This window comes from Veronia pacifica (assembly GCF_001707825.1).
Taxonomy (GTDB): Bacteria; Pseudomonadota; Gammaproteobacteria; order Enterobacterales; family Vibrionaceae; genus Veronia; species Veronia pacifica.
Map to the genome: position 1 here is coordinate 1 of NZ_LYBM01000024.1, position 19556 is coordinate 19556.

The window sequence follows — 19556 nt, forward strand, 5'->3', positions numbered from 1 at the left end:
CTGGCTTTTTTTATTTGCCTTGGATTGGCATAGGTCTGCTGGTCGGGGACTTGGCATGGTGGTTATTACTGGCAAGTGTGCTGGTATTGCTGTGGAATTTTTATCACCAGCTGAGACTGTCTGACTGGCTTTGGAAAGAACGCAGTTTAACCCCACCATCTGGCGCGGGAAACTGGGTACCCCTGTTCAGTGGTATCTACCGATTACAAAAACGGAATCGCCGTCGCCGGCAGGATTTGGTCAATTTAATCCGCCGCTTCCGAAACGGCGCGGAATCGCTTCCCGATGCCGTTGTCGTGTACGACTACGACGGCTCTATCGTTTGGTGTAACAAACTGGCTGAAGAGCTTCTTGGGCTCCGTATGCCGTCTGATGCCGGACAATACATTGGTAACCTTATTCGTACCCCCGAATTTATCAGCTACCTTGCTGATTCTGATTTTGATCATGCCCTTGAAATGCGGTCACCTGTGAATGCCAGTTCAACATTGGAATTTCGGACCATGCCGTATGCAGAGGGTGAATACCTCATGGTAGTCCGGGATGTTACCCAGCTTAAGCAGCTGGAAGGTATGCGACGCAACTTTTTCGCCAACGTTTCTCATGAACTTCGCACACCAATGACAGTATTACGTGGCTATCTTGAAATGTCAGAAGATCCAGACATGCTGGTGGGTCCGATGTGGGATAAGGCACATGGAGTCATGACAGAGCAGCTCACCAGAATGGAATCTCTGGTTGAGCAACTCCTGACATTGTCTAAAATTGAAGCCTCTGCCAAGCTTGAGCTTGATCATATTGTTGATGTGCCATCGATGCTGGATATTCTGCAGAAAGAGGCGCAGACGCTGAGTGGTGAGAGTGATCATAAACTCTGCTTTGAGATTGATAACGGGCTGAAGGTTTATGGCGATGATGATCAGTTGCGCAGTGCCATATCAAACCTTGTCTACAACGCCGTTAAGCATACACCTGAAGGTGCCGCAGTAACGGTTAAATGGTTTGACTCGCATACGGGTCCCCGTCTTGAGGTCATTGACAGTGGTGAAGGTATTGCCCCCCAGCATATCGACAGGTTAACAGAGCGCTTTTACCGGGTGGATAAAGCCCGTTCACGTGAAACCGGAGGCAGTGGTCTCGGACTGGCGATTGTTAAGCATGCACTGAGTCATCATGAATCAAATCTGGAGATCACCAGTACTGTGGGGCAGGGCAGTATGTTTTCCTTCACTCTGCCGGAGCGTTTGAGATGCTGACTCTAAGGTGGCTGCTGATCACATTGATGCTGGTGTCGTTGCCCAGTCATAGCCGAAATATTGAGTATCCCCGGGTAAAAGGGCTCTATGGAAATGTCACTATTGTTGGCTCGGATACCCTCTCAAACCTGGTGATCAACTGGGGGGTTATTTTCGAGCGCATTTATCCTAATGTGAATGTTCAAATTCAGACATCAGGTTCATCAACTGCTACTCCTGCTCTGGTCGAGTCGACCGCACAGTTTGGTACCATGAGCCGGCCGATGCGAGCCGGCGAGCGGGAAGCGTTTGAGCAACGATATGGATACCCGCCTGTTGAACTGAAGGTCGCTGTTGATGCACTGGCTATCTATGTTCATCAGGACAATCCTCTAAAAGGGCTGACACTTGAGCAGGTCGATGGATTGTTTTCTCAGACATTGCGCTGTGGCGGTAATCATCAACTCGAACGCTGGGGAGATCTGGGTATGCTGGGCAGTTGGCGTGCAAGAGGAATTCAGCGTTTTGGCCGCAACTCGGTATCCGGCACCTACGGCTTTTTTAAGAGTCGTGCCCTGTGTCAGGGCGACTTCCGTGCAGATGTGAATGAGCAGCCAGGATCAGCTTCTGTCGTGCAGTCTATTGCCTCCTCTCTGGGTGCGATAGGATATGCTGGGTTTGGTTACAAGACGGCGGGTGTCAAAGTGGTGCCTGTCGCCAGAGATACTTCAGGACCTTACATCGCGCCTTTACGAGACGAAGTGATCAGCAACCGCTATCCTTTATCGCGCTACCTCTACATCTACCTCAACAAAGTGCCGGGTAAGCCATTGCCGCCTATCGAAGCTGAGTTTATCAAGCTTCTTTTTTCTTCTATTGGACAGCAGCTTGTTAAAGATGAAGGCTTGGTTCCCTTGCCTGATGAGTTAATTCAGCAGCAGTTTGCAGAGTTGGGCCTTGAGCAGTAATAAAAAAAGCCGATGGTATCATCGGCTTTTTTGTGGGCGCTTATTCAAAAGCGTCTATTTATCGCTGTCAGTCTCTGAAATGGTCAGGCTCCAACCAGCAGCCTTCCAGTATTGTTTTTCAGTCTCAAGGTCAGCAGCGAGTAACCGATTTGACTTCAACCAGCCCTCCGGAAATGTCAGTGACCAGTCCTTTTCATGCGCTGAGAGCTCAATATCCGGCAATTCCTCATCAGTGCGCTGTACATTGAGTACACAAGCCAACCGAAGAGAACGGATAAGTGGATAAATCTGCTTCGGTTTAAACAGCACAAATTCAGGCATTTCCTGAAGCTTGAGTGATTTTCGGTGAAACCTTGTCAGGGATGCCAGAACTGTCTGTTGTTCCTGATTGAACCCGGGGAGGTTCGTGTTCTGCAAAATATAGGCAGAATGCTTGTGGAAACCTGAGTGTGAAATACTGAGGCCAACTTCGTGCAACAGCGCTGCCCAGCTCAGCAGAACACCCAGTTCAGTTTTCCTGTTACCCGGGTTGGGCTCACATTGCGCATACAGGTTTGCCGCGACCTGTTGAACCCGTGCCGCGTGCTCGAGATCGACATGGTAGCGGGAAGCCAGATCGCCTGCTGTTCTTGCCCGAATGTCAGAGTGTTGAAACCGCTCTTCCATTTCGTAAAGCAGGCCCTCGCGCAGGGCAGCATCAGAAAACACCATGCGGTCGATATTCAGCGCTCTGAAAGTACCAGACAGAATGGCAACACCTGCCGCGAAGACGGGTACTCTTTCCTCGGGTAAACCGGGAAGTTTTATCTCGTCAAGGGTTGTGAACGCCATCAGCTTTTCGATGATATGCTCAAGGCGCTTGCGGGTGATGTCGCCATCATCAAAGCCTTGAGCGATGATCACTTCTTTGATGGCCTTAATGGTGCCGGAAGAGCCAACCGCTGACTCCCATCCCTTTTTTATGTAGCTTTGAGCGATACTCTCAAGCTTGCCCTCGGCTGACAGTTCCGCTGCGGCAAAATGCTTTGCAGATAATTTGCCGTCAGGAAAAAAGCGCTTGTTGTAGGTAACGCAACCCATGTGTTTGCTGCTGAGAAGCTTTGAATCGAATTTATTTCCAATTACCAGCTCAGTACTTCCGCCGCCGATATCAACGACGAGGCGTTTACCTTCACCGGGTTGGGTATGGCTGACACCCAAATAGATTAGGCGCGCTTCCTCTTCGCCCGGAATGACTTCAATCGGATAGGGGAACACAGTTTCTGCCCGCTTTAGGAAAACATGAGCATTGGCAGCCTGCCGCAGTGTGTGTGTGGCGGCAACACGAACATTCTCTGGTTCAAACCCTTTAAGACGCTCAGAAAACATCGCCAGACACTCTACCCCGCGGGTGATAGAGGCATTGTCGAGGTTGTCATGATCATCCAGTCCGGCACCAAGCCGGACTCTCTGTTTGTGCCTGCTGATTATTTGCAGGCCTTGCCCGACAATACGGGCGACAACCATGTGAAAACTGTTTGAACCGAGATCAATAGCAGCAATTTCGCGTGGTCGTTCAGTTGTCGTTGATTTGATCATTGTTTCTCTGCTTTTCCGCCAGACGTTTTTCTTGTCGCTCTACTTGTCTAAGGTAATCGTAAATTTCGATCTGTGAACGAATTTTTTTACGATTTCCGCGTTTGACATAGTTATTTGACATATCTTTATCAATAACACGAGCTTTTGCGCGGTCAGCAAATTGTAGTTCGAGGATATCCATAATCCTGTTTTTCAGTCGCTCATCACGAATTGGTGTGGCTACTTCAATACGGTTATCGATATTGCGGGTCATCCAATCAGCTGAAGAGATATAAACATCACGCTCACCACCATTTTCGAACGCGAATACCCTTGGGTGTTCAAGGTATCTGTCAACAATACTGATAGCTTTGATATTTTGACTGACTCCTTTAACACCCGGCACCAACGAACACATGCCACGAATGATCATCCGGATCTTCACCCCTTCACTGCTGGCTTTGTAAAGCAGAGCAATCAGTCCTTTATCGACCAGATTGTTTACCTTCAGGGTGATTCCAGCTTTTCGCTTCGCTTTAGCATGTTCAATTTCACGCTCAATCAGTTTATACAAGCGAGTTCGTGAGTTGCGTGGCGAAACAATAAGGTGGCGGAATTTTGCAGGTTTGTAAGGGTTTTCAATAAAATCAAACACCTGACGAACTTCTGTGGTGATGGCTCGATCTGCCGTCAGCAATGAGAAATCAGTGTAGATTCGTGCTGTTTTTTCGTGGAAGTTACCTGTACCTATGTGGGCATACTCACGTACACCACCTTCTTCACGTCGGGTGATCAGGCAAAGCTTAGAGTGAATTTTCAGACCCGGGGCACCGAAGACCACTTTAACACCAGCATCCGTCAGAACACGGGCCCACTCAATATTGGCTTCTTCGTCAAAGCGCGCCTGAAGCTCAACGACAACGGTAACACGTTTACCATTGTTTGCAGCATCAATCATCGAGTTGATAATTCGGCTGTTTTTTGCTACGCGGTAGATATTGATCCTGATACTGCGTACTTTCGGGTCAAAAGAGGCCTGACGAACCAGCTCTGTCATATGCTGGAAGGTATGATATGGGTAGTAAAGCAAGATATCACGATTGCTGATCGCGTCGAACGCGTTGTCATTGAGCTGGAAGTCTGCTGACTCAATAGGTGAGAGCGACGGATTTTCCAGATAACGCATGCCAACGTTTGGGAAACCGATAAAATCACGGAAATTATGATATCTAGCGCCGGGTAGCAAACTGTCGTAGTCTGAGATCTTGAGCATTGTCGTCAGTTTCTTGATCATCGGCTTTGGCATATCACGCTGATAAACGAAACGCACGGGAAGCGCGGTCAGACGCTGATCAAGACTGTCAGACATATTCTCAAGCAGGCTGTGATCAACCTCATTGGTCAAGTCATATTCTGCGTCACGGGTCATTTTCATCGAATAGGCTTCGACCGTGTCATAGTCGAAGAAACCACGGAAAATCTCATCCAGACACAGTCGAATGATGTTATCCAGTAAGATAATGGTTTTTCTGCGGCGACGTCCTTTAGGCTCCGGCACTTTAATAAACCGCTCAACATCATCCGTTGGGATCTCGATCAGCGCATATTTTGGCGGCTCCCCTTCCTTTTTCAGCGTCACGGTCAGATAGGAATTGGCATCTTTGAGGAAAGACAGCACATCCATATCATCGGTCAGCATGATGGGAGTAATATGTGGAAGGAGTTCATTTCGGAAGAATTTTTTCAGCCATGTTTGCTGAAACTCGGTGAGCTGTCGCTCATTGACCAGAAAGATATGACGGCGGGCCATTTCTAGAAGGATATCGTTGTACAGGTGATCAAAGTCCTGATTTAGCTTAAGAACTTTCTCCTGCATTTTACCCAGCAGTACTTTGGCAGAGTCATCACCACCCTGTTCTTCGTTGATGATGATTCTGCGTTTTACGTCGGCAAAGCGGACTTGATAAAATTCGTCGAGATTACTTGAAAATATCCCTAAAAATCTCACTCTTTCGATAATTGGGACGGTTTTGTCTGCCGCTTCCTGCAGTACACGTTCGTTAAAAGATAACCAGCTTAATTCTTTCTCGATATAGTACTTGTCGACGCTCATTATTTACTTATTTACCTAATCACTGACTTTCGTTGTTGTCGAATTCCACCATCAAATCGTCAGACAAAGATTCCAGCTTTTCCCTAAGATCATTGAGCGACAGTGATTCTGGAATGTCCAGATGGAACTGTGCATTAAAGATCATGGTGCCGGCGTTGGCTGCGCTTTGAGCGTGGGTTTCCATTTTATTGATGTTGATACCAAACGATGCAAGCGCTTGGCTGACTTCCTTAACAATACCCGGACGGTCGTTGCCTGTGACTGACAACTGGTGATGCTGCATGACCTGAGACTCCGGACTCTTCTCTCCTTCATTGATCACGACATCAAGTCCATTGATTTCAGAGAGTGCATCTCGAAGAGGGGTAACCAGGTTGTCAGAAACCTGAATTAAGATGATGCCAGCGAACATGCCTGCGAGGTTAGAGAGGCTGCTTGCTTGCCAACTCGCTTGGTGATCATAAATGATGTTGGAGATCTGGTCTACCAAGCCTGCCCGGTCTGGACCAATAAGTGTTATAACCAGCTGTTTCATCGCTAACCTCTGACAATCTGATTCATTGAGAGAGTCATTATTGAGGCCCCTTGAATAGCTGTCTACTACTGCGCGTATAAGGAGCGCTAAACTGTGTTTTGCATCAATATCGCGAAGGGTAGAACTATTCTATTTCACTTTTATTACAAATGATGAATTCAATAAAATAACTCTGCCTGTAACATGAGTGTCATCAAAAAGTCATAATATAGTACGATTGAATCATATTCAGAGGTAACAATGGCAAGCGCCAGCGACATCACAATACAGGGCGACGTCATCAGGCAGTTGAAGGACAAAGCGACAGGACTGACTGTCACTGTCGGCGGCACAATAGTGCTTGCAGTACTTTTACTGATATTTGTCTATCTGTTCGCTGTTACTATGCCGCTGTTGAAATCTGCGTCTGTCGAGAAAAAAGACGAGTTTACCTTTGCATTGTCCGGAAACACTGTCCACATTGGTGTAGACAATCTTCAATCCTCTGTTTTTCGTTACTCGGATAATGGCAAGCTGTCAGTTTTTGACCCTAAGAATCCAAAGACCAGTGTTAAAGTGCTGTCTTTGTCTGATAACGCCTCCAGTTTCTTCGCTCTACCCGGTAAAAAAACGATTACAGCCTACGGCCAGAGCGATGGCAGTGTGGTGTTCAATACTTTATCGCTACCTGTGCCCGGCGAAAAGACAGCTCCCACAGCAGCCGTCGCTTACCCCTCTATCCAGCTCACTGATGGAAAAGCAGTCGAGGCGGTAACGTTTGGACTGAAATCCGGTGGTCTGACTCTTGCGGGGCTCGTCGACAATCAAGTCATCATTGTCAGAAACTCGGGCACTACCAATATTTTTTCTCAGGTTCTTGATGCTGATAAGTTCACGAAGATCCTCCTCACGCAGGATGGCAGCGTATTATTCACACTGGCGGGTGACCAGTTACGTCGGTTTACGGTCAGAGACTCCGGGCTAACACTGACGGACAGCATCAATCTTAAAAAGGCACTGAACTCACAGCCTGTAAATCTCTCATTGCTCTCTGGCGGCAGCTCGCTACTGGTTCAAACTGCAGATGGTCAAATCAGCCAATGGTTTGAAGTACTGGAGGACGGTAAACGACGCCTTACCCTGATTCGAAAGAGCGAGAATAGCAAACCTCTGACAGCGTTATCTTCAGAGGCGCACCATAAAGCTGTGGTTGGACTCGATACTTCTGGCACGCTTTCTATTTGGCATACCGTGAGTGAGGTGTTATCTCGTTTCTCTTTTCCAGAACTCAAAGGTGTCACACATATTGGCCTATCGACATCTTCACGTGTGTTGGTTTCGGAACAAAACGGCCAATGGCAGTTATATAAGATTGATGATCCACATCCTGATGTTAGCATCCACTCACTCTGGAATAAGGTATGGTACGAGAATTACCCTGCACCCGCTTTCGTTTGGCAGTCGACGTCTGCTGACGATAATGTAGAAGCCAAGCTAAGCATTTTTCCGTTACTTTTCGGTACGATTAAGGTCGCTTTCTTTTCTCTGTTGTTGGCAATTCCCCTCGCTGTCGGGGGGGCGATTTACTCTGCTTATCTTATGCCGACCCGAGTGCGCAATGTTATCAAACCGACCATAGAGCTTATGGAGGCCTTACCCACTGTCATATTGGGTTTTCTCGCAGGTCTTTGGTTAGCGCCCATCGTTGAACAAAATGTTTTATCTGTCCTGCTTTTGGTTATTGGATTGCCATTAACATTTGTTTTGGCGGGCTTTGTATGGGGAAAGCTGCCGCAGGTATGGAGTCAAAAGTGGGCTCTTCATCAGCATTTATACCTGCTACTCATCCTGATTGCGGTGTCTGGAACATTGTTGTTCTACCTAGGACAGTGGCTTGAATGGGTGTGGATGGCAGGAGATGCCAAGATATTTCTCAGCAATCACTTCGGTATTCACCTAACGCAGAGAAACACTCTTGTCGTTGCAATTGCGATGGCATTTGCTGTCGTGCCGACGATTTTTACCATTGCAGAGGACGCAATTTACTCTGTCCCCAGACATCTGACTAATGGTTCGTTAGCGCTAGGTGCCACTCACTGGCAAACCCTCAGAAATGTTGTACTTCTGGCAGCCAGCCCGGGTATCTTTGCCGCTGCGATGATGGGGTTTGGTCGAGCAGTCGGCGAGACGATGATTGTGTTGATGGCGACAGGAAACACGCCACTGGTGGATTGGAATATTCTGGAGGGGTTACGAACATTGTCAGCGAATATTGCGATTGAAATGCCAGAGTCAGAGGTGGGTAGCTCTCACTTTAGGGTACTTTTTCTCACGGCACTGGCTCTATTTGCATTCACATTTTTTTTCAACACGATAGCAGAACTGGTTCGTCAGAAGATGCGCGACAAATACAGTGCACTCTAAGATGGTAAAAAAGTCATGAGTAATAGCCGGAAGATAACATCACCCACTTGGATTTGGTTGAGTGGTGGCATGATCAGTCTGTGTATTTTCGCTTTACTCGGCGTTACCTTGCTGATTGGCTGGCAAGGGTTGCAGTATTTCTGGCCCGCGAGTGTTTATAAGTTTGATGTTCGAAATAATCAGGGTGAAGTTGATACTTTTTACGGGCAAATTTATCAGCAGTCATCCGTTCCCACCCGACAGCTCATCGAGTCAGGTATTGACGTTGTTGCGCCTGACGAAGCCTCGCAGAAACGCTATCTGATCAGGATTGGTGATCGAGGGAACGAGGCCCACGATTTTATTTCCGTTCTTGAACAGGATCTGGTGCGGATGACAGCGTCAAAAGATTTGGCGGTGATTGAGCGTGTCCGTGGCAGTGTGCTTTACGGAAAGCCAGTAAGCTTCATTAATGATGGTCAACTGCATAGCCGGGTCTTTGACAATGAGGAACTGAGAGTATTATTGGAACTGACTCGCCGACAGGTTGATAAGATCCTAGATATTGAGAAGCGACAGATTGGTCGTATCAACTATTTGCTTGAGAAGGTTAGGCTAGAGGAAAGGTCCTTTGAACAGCAGGGTGAGACGATTCCTGAAACATTGAAGCAGGAAAAGGAAGAGTTAAACCAGCAGTATAAAACGCTGGAATCAGAATTAATCAAGGCCAGAGGTCTATTGGCCGCCGATGATCTGAATGTTAAAAATCGCCATGGTGAAATGGTCGCGGTGCCTGTATCTCTGATCATGGATGTTTGGTATCCAAATGCGATGTCGACGACCGATAAAGTGGTGCATTGGCTTGCTAAAGTGAAGCAATTTATTGTTGGTGAGCCAAGAGATGCGAATTCAGAGGGCGGCGTCTTTCCCGCTATTTTCGGTACTGTTCTCATGGTATTGCTGATGTCTGTGTTGGTGATGCCACTCGGCGTGATGGCTGCCGTCTACCTTCATGAGTACGCGGAGAAAAACTGGCTGACGACCACCATTAGGATTGCGATCACTAATCTGGCAGGTGTTCCCTCGATTGTTTATGGTGTATTTGGCCTCGGCTTTTTTGTTTATTTTGTCGGTGATGGAATTGATCAGCTGTTTTATTCTGAATCTTTACCCGCTCCGACATTTGGAACACCAGGCATTCTTTGGTCGTCGCTGACACTTGCATTATTGACTCTGCCTGTTGTTATTGTCTCAACCGAAGAGGGACTAGCCCGAATCCCGCAAACAGTAAGACATGGCTCACTGGCTCTTGGCGCGACAAAGTCAGAGACCCTTTTCAGGATAGTGTTACCGATGGCGACACCTGCCATGATGACGGGGTTAATTTTGGCCATTGCACGTGCAGCAGGTGAGGTTGCGCCTCTCATGCTGGTGGGGGTCGTAAAAAGTGCCCCTAACCTACCTCTTGATGCAAATTTTCCTTATCTCCACCTTGAGAGAAAGTTCATGCATCTTGGTTACCATATTTATGACGCAGGCTTCCAAAGCCCCAATACTGAGGCAGCGAGGCCGATGGTTTATGCGACGTCTTTTTTACTTCTCACCGTTGTGGTTGGTCTCAATCTTTTAGCGGTGGCGGTTCGCAACCAGCTGAGAGAAAAGTACATGGCACTGGAACAGGATATATAGCAGGACAGTAACGAGATGATTTCATTTGATGCCAGTGCAGGCTTCCCTAAACCCATTAACCTCTCTTCCTTGTCTGACGAAGACACGGCGCTGGAGATTGACAAGCTGAGCCTGTTTTATGACGACACTCGTGCATTGTCTGAGATCAGCATGCGTGTTCCAAAATGCAAAGTGACCGCATTTATCGGGCCGTCAGGCTGTGGTAAGTCAACATTGTTGCGATGTATTAACCGGATGAATGACCTTGTTGACGGCTGTCGGGTAGAGGGTGAGGTATTACTCAACGGAAAAAACATTTATGACAATGATGTAAATGTCCCCAGCTTACGACGGCAGGTGGGAATGGTGTTCCAAAGACCTAACCCATTTCCCAAGTCTATCTATGAAAACGTCATATATGGCCTTCGTCTACAGGGCATCAAAGATCCCCGAGTGTTGGATGATGCCGCAGAACGTTCATTGCAGGCGGCGGCGCTTTGGGATGAGGTCAAAGACAGGCTTAATGATAACGCTTTTGGTTTGTCGGGAGGTCAGCAACAACGGTTGGTCATCGCCAGAGCGATTGCCATCGAGCCGAAGGTTTTATTACTTGATGAGCCAACATCCGCGCTCGATCCGATTTCGACTTTGACCATTGAAGAGCTTATCAATGAGCTCAAGCACAAATATACTGTTGTTATTGTTACCCATAATATGCAGCAGGCAGCAAGAGTCTCCGACCAAACAGCCTTTATTAACCTTGGCCGTCTGGTGGAATACGCTGACACCGATACTCTTTTTACAACACCTAAATTTAAACATACGGAAGATTACATTACGGGACGATATGGATAGAGGTAGACAACCCATGAGCAACAATAACATCAGTCGCCACATTTCTGGCCAGTTCAATATTGAGCTGGAGGCGATAAGAACTCATGTACTTGCGATGGGGGGACTGGTTGAACGACAGCTTACAGATGCCCTGCATGCTATCCACTATCAGGACCTTGATTTGGCAAAGCAGGTGATCAAAGAAGATCACAAAGTGAATTCAATGGAGGTATCTATTGATGAAGCCTGCACTCGAATCATTGCCAAACGACAGCCAACTGCTGGCGATCTCCGGCTTGTTATGGCCATCATCAAAACCATTACCGATCTCGAACGTATCGGAGATGTGGCTGACAGTATTGCACGTACTACGCTGGAAAACTTTACTAACCAACAACAACCTTTTCTGGTCTCGCTGGAAGCGTTGGGACGCAAAGCAGCCAGAATGCTACATGATGTGCTTGATGCTTTTGCGCGGATGGATGTGGAAGCTGCGATGAAGGTTTATCGATCCGACGATGACTTGGACAGAGAATATGAAGCTATTGTCCGACAACTGATGACATACATGATGGAAGATCCGCGATCAATTCCTAATGTCATGAAAGTTATGTGGGCCGCACGTGCGATCGAGCGCGTGGGGGATCGATGTCAGAATATTTGTGAGTACATCATTTACTTCGTTAAAGGTAAGGATGTTCGCCATACCAATCGCGAAGAAATGGAAAAGCTTTTAAAGTAAACGCTGCTGCCGTTGTATCTTACGTTCAGACATAAAAAAGGTCCCAGAAGGGACCTTTCGCATTTTTCAAAGCTGTTATATCGAAATTACAGCTCTTCAGCGTGCTCGCTCAGGAATGCAGCAACACCTGTTGGTGACGCGTCCATACCTGCTTTACCTTCTTCCCATTGTGCTGGGCAAACTTCACCGTTCTTCTCATGGAAGTTCAGTGCGTCAACCATACGCAGCATTTCGTCGATGTTACGGCCAAGTGGCAGGTCGTTAACAACCTGGTGGCGAACAACACCGTTCTCGTCAATCAGGAAAGAACCACGGAAAGCAACACCATCTTCTGGGTGCTCAACGTCGTATGCTTTACAGATTTCGTGCTTAACGTCAGCAATCAGTGGGTACTGAACCTGACCAATACCGCCATCTTCAGCAGCAGTGTTACGCCAAGCGTTGTGAGAGAACTGAGAATCGATAGATACACCGATTACCTCAACACCTTTTTCTTGGAAGTCGTTGAAACGCTTGTCGAAAGCAATCAGCTCTGAAGGACAAACAAAAGTGAAGTCCAGTGGGTAAAAGAAAACCACTGCTTTCTTGCCTTCAGTGTGAGACTTGAAGTTGAAGTTATCAACGATCTCACCATTGCCCAGTACTGCTGCTGCAGTGAAATCTGGGGCTTGACGGCCAACTAATACCATTTCTCAGCTCCTAAATATGTAGAAATCGGGCAGAAGTGCCCAAGTCCATTAGTAATTCCGGGACAAACTATAATGGAATTGTTAGATTGAAAAAAGTGGAATTAATAGATTAATGTAATCGGAAAATACGATGACTAAATTTCCGTCACTCAAGCAGTTACACTACCTTGTGACGCTTTACGAAACAAGGCATTTCGGTGAGGCAGCCAAGCTGTGTTTTGTCAGCCAATCGACGCTGAGCTCTGGTATTCAGAACCTTGAAGACCTCATTGGAACCCGGTTGATTGAGCGTGATAATAAAACACTGGTTTTCTCGGCAATCGGTGAAGATGTGGTGAAAAGAAGCCGTGAAATTCTCGCTCGGAGTCAGGATCTTTTAGAGATAACAAAAGTCAGTGAACTACCTATGCATGGCAATCTCCGCTTGGGTTGCATACCGACGATCGCTCCCTTCCTTCTCTCAGAATTGGTAAAGCGGGTCAATAACTGCTTTCCCGATCTGAATTTGTTGCTGAGAGAGGACACCACTGCAAATTTATTGAATGCGCTCAAGCATGGTGAGCTTGATATTTTGCTTTTGGCATTACCCATGGATATTGGTGCTATGGACAGCCGTATTGTCGGCCATGATAAATTTCGTATGGTTCTGAGTCGCCGAGAAGCTGAAAAGCTAAAATTTCCAATGCGCTACCGCGATTTACCCGATGAATCAGTTTTTTTGCTGGATCGAGAGCATTGTCTTACTGATCACGCTGTTTCTGCCTGCAGGCTTACCAGTAATGAGAAAATTAATCCGTTTGCTGCGACCAGCCTACATACTTTGGTACAGATGGTTGCAAATGGACTTGGGACAACCTTCATTCCGCAAATGGCTATAGATCACGGGCTTTTGGATAACCTTGACCTTGTTGTCGTCGACCCGCCGGGCAGAGAAGCGTATCGAGAAATTGGCTTGGTTTGGCGTCCGACGTCAAGCAGAAGTGGAACATTCGAAGCACTTGCTAGTGTGGTAGAAGAGCTGCTCTGAGTCACCATTTTAATATAAAGCTAAAACTTGGAATAATTAGCTGGTTTAAAGTAAAAATATCGATATTTAATTCCGTTTTATATATAAAGTGCCGCGTAGAGTATGAAAGCAAATTCGGTTATCAAGTTACAAATGTCTGATACTTAAAAATTCGGCTGTAACTAAATATCTTGATAGAAAATGATAAATTTAATTTAATGTATAACCATACTAAATAAAGCCTTAAGATATATTAGTGATCTTACTTCCAGTTTAAAACGCCTAATTAAAGGCGTTTTTTTATACCTTTATTTGTAATTTTATTACGTAATGACTTTCAAAAAGCGATTCTCTGGCTATAAATTGACCTATCCATACATCACACTAAAATTTGTTTTAATTCAGCGTTTTGAGTTAATGCTCTAAAATAGTTAAGTACTTGATTTTCATTGGTTAAGACTTTTTATAAGTAAAAGCATAAAATTTTCTTCTATTGATTTCTTGCGATATTTGCGGCAGTTTACTATTTAACCACTCTGGGGGTGATGGAATTGCTGCCCAGTGAAAAATAATAAATGTCGTGATTAAGTTACATTTGGTCAAGGAGAGAATAACGATGGGTACAAATTCTGTATCTTCCCGTCACGCTTTGCAGTTAGAACCAGAAATCACTAAAAGTCATACTGATGTACTGAGTGAGGACGCGCTAACATTTTTATCCGCTTTAGTGGAAAAGTTTGCTGACAGAGTGCCAGGTTTACTGGCCGAAAGAGTTAAAAGACAAGAAAAATTTGATAACGGGGGTCTGCCAGACTTTCTTCCTGAAACCCAATCAATTCGTGATGGCGACTGGACGATTAAGGGTATACCGCAAGATTTACAAGATCGCCGACTTGAAATAACGGGGCCGCCAGAAAGGAAAATGGTGATAAACGCTTTGAACGCCAATGTTAAGGTGTTTATGGCGGACTTTGAAGACTCGTTTTCACCCACCTGGGACGGCGTGCTTGATGGCCAAAGAAACCTGACTGACGCCATAAACAGAACCATAACCTTCACCAATTCACAAAACGGCAAGCATTATCAGCTCAATGAAGATCCTGCCGTGCTTATTTGCCGCGTACGTGGTCTGCACCTGACCGAGAAACACGTACTTTGGCAAGGTAAGCCAATCCCAGGGTCGCTGTTTGATTTTGCACTGTATTTTTACCGGAACCATAAACAGCTTCTGGAGAATGGTTCAGGTCCTTATTTCTATTTACCCAAGCTTCAGGCTTATCAAGAAGCGGCATGGTGGAGTGATGTATTCAGCTTTGCTGAGGATCACGCCGGGCTCGAAAGGGGCACGATTAAAGCAACAGTCTTAATTGAAACCCTGCCTGCTGTTTTTGAAATGAACGAGATATTGCACGCGCTGAAAGATAACATCGTGGCGTTAAACTGCGGCCGTTGGGACTATATATTCAGCTACATAAAGACCTTCAAAAATCACCCTGACCGCGTACTGCCTGACCGTCAGGTGGTCACTATGGATAAACCATTTCTCAACGCATACTCGCGTCTGCTGGTAAAGACATGTCACAAGCGTGGTGCAATGGCAATGGGCGGCATGGCAGCATTTATACCGTCTAAAGACCCTGAAAAAAATGCATGGGTATTGGATAAGATTAAAAGCGACAAATCTCTTGAAGCCAATAATGGTCATGACGGTACTTGGGTTGCACACCCGGGTCTTGCTGACACAGCAAAAGAAGTTTTTGACGCAGCGTTGGGCGAGCGTATTAATCAGCTGGACGTATCACGAGATGAAGACGCACCGATAACCGCTGTCGAGCTGATAGCGCCGAGCGAAGGTGAACGTACGGAAGAAGGGATGCGTCACAACATTCGCGTTGCTGTTCAGTACATCGAGGCTTGGATTTCTGGCAATGGTTGTGTACCGATTTACGGCTTGATGGAAGACGCTGCAACTGCCGAGATATCTCGCGCCTCAATCTGGCAATGGATCAAACATGGTAAAGCGCTCAGCAACGACAAAATCGTCACCGCAGACTTCTTCAGACAGTGTCTGGAAGAGGAAATGGTGGTGCTTAAGCAAGAGCTGGGCGAAGAGAAATACAACAATGGTCGCTACGAACAGGCAGCTTCCATGATGGAGTCACTGACTACCAGTGATGATCTCACTGATTTCTTAACCCTGCCGGGTTATGAATTGCTTGATTAACAGAAGCCTCTGGAATGTGAAGCACAATAACTGAAAAGGCATCAAATGCCTTAGTCATAGAGTTAGAAGGGACGACAGATGACTGATTACAGAACCAAAATTGACCAAGCTGCAAACCTAATCGAACGCGAAGGCAGTGCCTGGAGCGCTATCAACCCGGAGTTTGTTGCGCGAATGCAATTGCAGAACAAATTCAAGACGGGCCTTGATATTGCTAACTACACGGCAAAGATCATGCGCGAAGATATGGCTAACTACGACGCCGATTCTTCTCAGTACACTCAGTCACTCGGTTGCTGGCATGGGTTTATCGGTCAACAGAAGCTTATCTCTATTAAAAAGCATCTGTTGTCGACAAAACGCCGTTACCTCTACCTCTCTGGCTGGATGGTTGCTGCATTGCGTAGTGAATTTGGCCCACTTCCTGACCAGTCAATGCATGAGAAAACGTCTGTAGCCTCGCTGATTGAAGAGCTCTACACCTTCCTGCGTCAGGCCGATGCAAGAGAGCTGGGTGGTTTGTTCCGTCAATTGGATGCAGCATCTGATGCTGACAAGCCTGCTATTCAGGAAAAAATCGATAATTTCGAGACGCACGTTGTACCAATCATTGCTGATATAGATGCTGGTTTTGGTAACGAAGAAGCGACCTATCTGATGGCTAAGCAAATGATTGAAGCAGGTGCTTGCTGTATCCAGATAGAGAACCAAGTATCTGACGTCAAACAGTGCGGTCACCAAGACGGTAAGGTTACTGTTCCTCACATTGAGTTCCTGTCAAAAATTAATGCTATCCGTTATGCCTTCCTTGAGCTTGGCGTGGATGACGGTGTGATCGTTGCCCGTACTGATTCACTGGGCGCTGGCCTGACTCAGAAGATTGCTGTGACTCAGGAAGTAGGCGATCTGGGCGACCAGTACAATAGCTTCCTTGAAGTAGAAGAAGTTGATGCTGACAAGCTGGAGAACGGCGACGTAGTGTTCAAACAAAACGGCAAGCTGGTTAAACCTGCGCGCCTGCCAAATGGTTTGTTCCAGTTCCGCCAAGGTACTGGTGAAGAGCGTTGTGTTCTTGACTGCATCACCTCCCTGCAAAACGGCGCAGATTTACTGTGGATCGAAACAGAAAAACCACATGTATCTCAAATCGGCGGCATGGTTAACGAAATCCGTAAAGTGATTCCTAATGCCAAGCTGGTGTACAACAACTCACCGTCATTCAACTGGACCTTGAACTTCCGTCAGCAAATCTTCGATGCGATGCAAGAGGCAGGTGATGATGTGTCTGCTTACGACAGAGCTAATCTGATGAGCACTGAGTACGATGAAACCGAACTGGCCAAACAGGCTGATGAGAAGATTCGTACCTTCCAGGCAGATGCATCTCGCGAAGCGGGTATTTTCCACCACCTTATCACGCTGCCGACTTATCACACAGCCGCTCTGTCTACTGACAATCTGGCGAAAGATTACTTCGGTGATGAGGGTATGCTTGCATACGTTGCTGGTGTTCAGCGTAAAGAGATCCGTCAAGGAATCGCTACGGTTAAACACCAGAACATGGCAGGCTCTGACATGGGCGATGATCACAAAGAGTACTTCTCTGGCGATCAGGCCCTGAAAGCAGCAGGTAAAGACAATACCATGAACCAGTTCGGTTAATGGTTAGAGAATAAAAAGAACGACAAGTACACGTAATTGGGCCGCATTCATGCGGCCTTTTTTTATGTTGGTTATTTATACCGTTGTACCTGGTCTAATTGAAAAATTCTTGGCTGCGTTCAGTACCATGGGGTAAATGACCGCAAATTCAGCGGCGATAGTGTCATAGTGTGAGGCTAGCACATCATGACATAGTGCAAGTGGGCCCATGCGAGCGCTCCGAACAGACATACGCTGAAGGACATGACTGACTGTATCAAATGACTGGTATGAGAGCAGCCACTCCTGTTGCCACATCAAATCAGATATTGTTAGGTATTTTTCGGGTAAGCCAGCAATCGTTTTCTGCTCAAGACGACATCTTCTCTCGCTTTCTTTGACAAAGTGTTCCAGTGAGGAAGGGTGAAAATCATCCCAGTCTCTCGCTAGGATATGATCCCAGAAAATATCCAGGGCTATCGAGCTGAAACGATAAAGTGATTTATCGAATACGTGACGGCACTTTTTGTTCTCTGGCAACAGGTCTATATGGCGATCGACAAACCGATGTAAATAAATAGCCTCAGCCGTTTTATTTGGGAAGCGTCCATCCGGTTTTCCCTTTATAAAATCAGCCGCCAGATTGCCAGTTAACTCGCTACCGCAATGATGCGCAATGTGAAGATGAGCAAGATAGTTCATTAAATTTTCTCATAAAAATGACAGCACTGCCCCTCATTCTCGTCGATCATATCGATCACTTTATTAGCCATGGTAATGACTATGAAGGGCATGGGTTTCTGCTGAATAGCGAGAGTAGTATTCCCGAACCAAGTGAGATTGTGGTGAGAAGACGCTTTACTTGGGCAGTCTCACCGAAGCCGTTCATCAAGGATCAGAGATGCTTACGTTAGCAAGACTCATGGTACTTTTCATCTTACTTGTTTCGACTGGAGCAAGTGCGTATATGAGCCCTCGGGTCATCAATGGTGATAACGCAAGGTTATCTGATGCACCTTGGCAAGGGGCACTTTTCGTAAATGGATCGTTTTCGTGCGGTGCTGTCTCTGTCGCACCCAACTGGTTTTTAACAGCTGCGCATTGTCTTCACAAAGTTTCTGGTGCCTTGTATGAGCCGAACGCGATACAAGTGGTTTCAGGAACGACCTATATACCTCCCAATCTCTATGAAGTGACAGACGGTGAAATTAGTGAAGTAAATCAGATATTCATTAACCCTGCATACCGTGCAGATCAGGTGAGTAATGATATTGCACTGCTTTACCTTTCTTCCGCGTCAGGAGCAAAGAATATAAAAATCGCTGATAACCGGGTGCAAATGACCCTCGATAACCGGGTAGCAGATAGTGAGGATGACAGTTTGCAGCTCACAGGCTGGGGGAGTGTGCTACCGTCACGTAGCGGGTATTCTCCCTATCTCCAGAAAGTGAATCTCTCGCTAGTTTCCGATCAGGTTTGTGCTACATCCTGGGGGCTAACGATGACATCTGTTGCTAATTATTCCTCTATCTTTATTTGCGCCGAATCACTGAGAACTGGCTCGTGCTCTGGTGATTCCGGAGGCCCCCTCGTCTGGTTCGATCCTGACCGTCTTTTCGATACAGACAGAGGAGCAACACTGGTGGGGATTGTCAGCTACAAAGCGGCGAACCCTTGTGGCTCTGGCGTTGCGCCTGATGTTTATACCCAAACATCCAGTTACCTCAACTGGGTCAGTCAGTGTATGCAGTCGGTCAACTCTTGTCCCCGACAAGAAAAAGCGGCTCTTTCTGCAAACGATGAGAACTCGTTATCTGATGAAAAGTCTGGCGGGAGCTATTGTTTCGCTATGATATTGCTCTTTTTATTCCGTTACGGAAGGGGTGATGACGCCAAAATACGTCACGTTTTGTAATATGTCGGCCGTTGATGGAGAGGAAAAAGTACCATTAAAAGCCTTTT

At 46.6% G+C, this 19556-nt stretch carries 15 protein-coding genes; 10 read left to right on the forward strand and 5 right to left on the reverse strand.

Translation table 11 applies throughout. The features are described from left to right. Together phoR and A8L45_RS13225 are read left to right on the forward strand one after the other, a co-directional pair. The coding region (gene phoR / locus A8L45_RS13220) for a phosphate regulon sensor histidine kinase PhoR (protein ID WP_068903033.1) at positions 1-1256 on the forward strand (1256 nt) is incomplete at its 5' end. Positions 1257-1282: 26 nt separating this feature from the next. Next, positions 1283-2203 carry a PstS family phosphate ABC transporter substrate-binding protein gene (locus A8L45_RS13225; RefSeq protein ID WP_390336094.1) on the forward strand — a complete coding sequence of 307 codons (921 nt, stop codon included), beginning with the start codon at positions 1283-1285 and terminating at the stop codon, positions 2201-2203. A gap of 54 nt (positions 2204-2257) precedes the next feature. Here the strand turns inward: A8L45_RS13225 and ppx are convergent, their stop codons facing one another. Genes ppx through A8L45_RS13240 form a run of 3 tightly spaced genes read right to left on the reverse strand, consistent with a single transcriptional unit; the run spans position 2258 to position 6408 of the window. Continuing rightward, positions 2258-3781, reverse strand: coding sequence for an exopolyphosphatase (ppx, locus tag A8L45_RS13230; protein WP_068903037.1), 1524 nt, complete (start codon positions 3779-3781; stop codon positions 2258-2260). Further along, entirely contained in the window at positions 3759-5873 is a 2115-nt protein-coding gene (ppk1, locus tag A8L45_RS13235; protein ID WP_068903040.1) for a polyphosphate kinase 1, read from the reverse strand. Before ppk1 ends, ppx begins: the two co-directional genes overlap by 23 nt. Before the next feature lie 19 nt (positions 5874-5892). After that, positions 5893-6408, reverse strand: coding sequence for a glycine cleavage system transcriptional repressor (locus A8L45_RS13240; protein ID WP_068903043.1), 516 nt, complete (start codon positions 6406-6408; stop codon positions 5893-5895). Positions 6409-6648: 240 nt separating this feature from the next. Here A8L45_RS13240 and A8L45_RS13245 point away from each other — a divergent pair, with 240 nt between their 5' ends. From A8L45_RS13245 to phoU, 4 genes are read left to right on the forward strand one after another with little or no spacing between them, the layout of a single operon-like run. Further along, positions 6649-8811: an ABC transporter permease subunit gene (locus A8L45_RS13245; RefSeq protein ID WP_068903045.1), complete on the forward strand. Its 2163-nt coding sequence runs from the start codon at positions 6649-6651 to the stop codon at positions 8809-8811. Between the two features lie 15 nt (positions 8812-8826). Next, positions 8827-10479 carry a phosphate ABC transporter permease PstA gene (pstA, locus tag A8L45_RS13250; protein WP_068903047.1) on the forward strand — a complete coding sequence of 551 codons (1653 nt, stop codon included), beginning with the start codon at positions 8827-8829 and terminating at the stop codon, positions 10477-10479. 15 nt (positions 10480-10494) lie between these two features. Further along, the gene (pstB, locus tag A8L45_RS13255; protein WP_068903049.1) at positions 10495-11313 is read left to right on the forward strand and encodes a phosphate ABC transporter ATP-binding protein PstB; all 819 of its coding nucleotides are present in this window, start codon (positions 10495-10497) and stop codon (positions 11311-11313) included. 13 nt (positions 11314-11326) lie between these two features. Beyond that, positions 11327-12034 (forward strand): phosphate signaling complex protein PhoU, encoded by a 708-nt coding sequence (gene phoU, locus A8L45_RS13260; protein ID WP_068903153.1) that lies wholly within the window; start codon positions 11327-11329, stop codon positions 12032-12034. A gap of 86 nt (positions 12035-12120) precedes the next feature. Here the strand turns inward: phoU and A8L45_RS13265 are convergent, their stop codons facing one another. Next, positions 12121-12723: a peroxiredoxin C gene (locus A8L45_RS13265; protein ID WP_068903051.1), complete on the reverse strand. Its 603-nt coding sequence runs from the start codon at positions 12721-12723 to the stop codon at positions 12121-12123. A gap of 130 nt (positions 12724-12853) precedes the next feature. On the opposite strand from A8L45_RS13265, the gene A8L45_RS13270 reads away from it, so the two are divergent. The 3 genes from A8L45_RS13270 to A8L45_RS13280 all read left to right on the forward strand — a co-directional run bounded on the left by A8L45_RS13270 (position 12854) and on the right by A8L45_RS13280 (position 17615). Next, the gene (locus tag A8L45_RS13270) at positions 12854-13750 is read left to right on the forward strand and encodes a hydrogen peroxide-inducible genes activator (RefSeq protein WP_068903053.1); all 897 of its coding nucleotides are present in this window, start codon (positions 12854-12856) and stop codon (positions 13748-13750) included. Between the two features lie 595 nt (positions 13751-14345). After that, entirely contained in the window at positions 14346-15953 is a 1608-nt protein-coding gene (gene aceB, locus A8L45_RS13275) for a malate synthase A (RefSeq protein ID WP_068903056.1), read from the forward strand. A gap of 78 nt (positions 15954-16031) precedes the next feature. Continuing rightward, positions 16032-17615, forward strand: coding sequence for an isocitrate lyase (locus tag A8L45_RS13280; protein WP_068903057.1), 1584 nt, complete (start codon positions 16032-16034; stop codon positions 17613-17615). A 75-nt stretch (positions 17616-17690) separates the two neighbouring features. Here the strand turns inward: A8L45_RS13280 and A8L45_RS13285 are convergent, their stop codons facing one another. Next, a complete protein-coding gene (locus A8L45_RS13285; RefSeq protein WP_068903059.1) occupies positions 17691-18296 on the reverse strand; it encodes an acyl carrier protein phosphodiesterase in 606 nt (201 codons plus the stop codon). 199 nt (positions 18297-18495) lie between these two features. Here A8L45_RS13285 and A8L45_RS13290 point away from each other — a divergent pair, with 199 nt between their 5' ends. Beyond that, on the forward strand, positions 18496-19509 hold the full coding sequence (locus A8L45_RS13290; protein ID WP_068903060.1) for a S1 family peptidase: 1014 nt from the start codon (positions 18496-18498) through the stop codon (positions 19507-19509). The last annotated feature ends 47 nt before the right edge of the window (positions 19510-19556 follow it).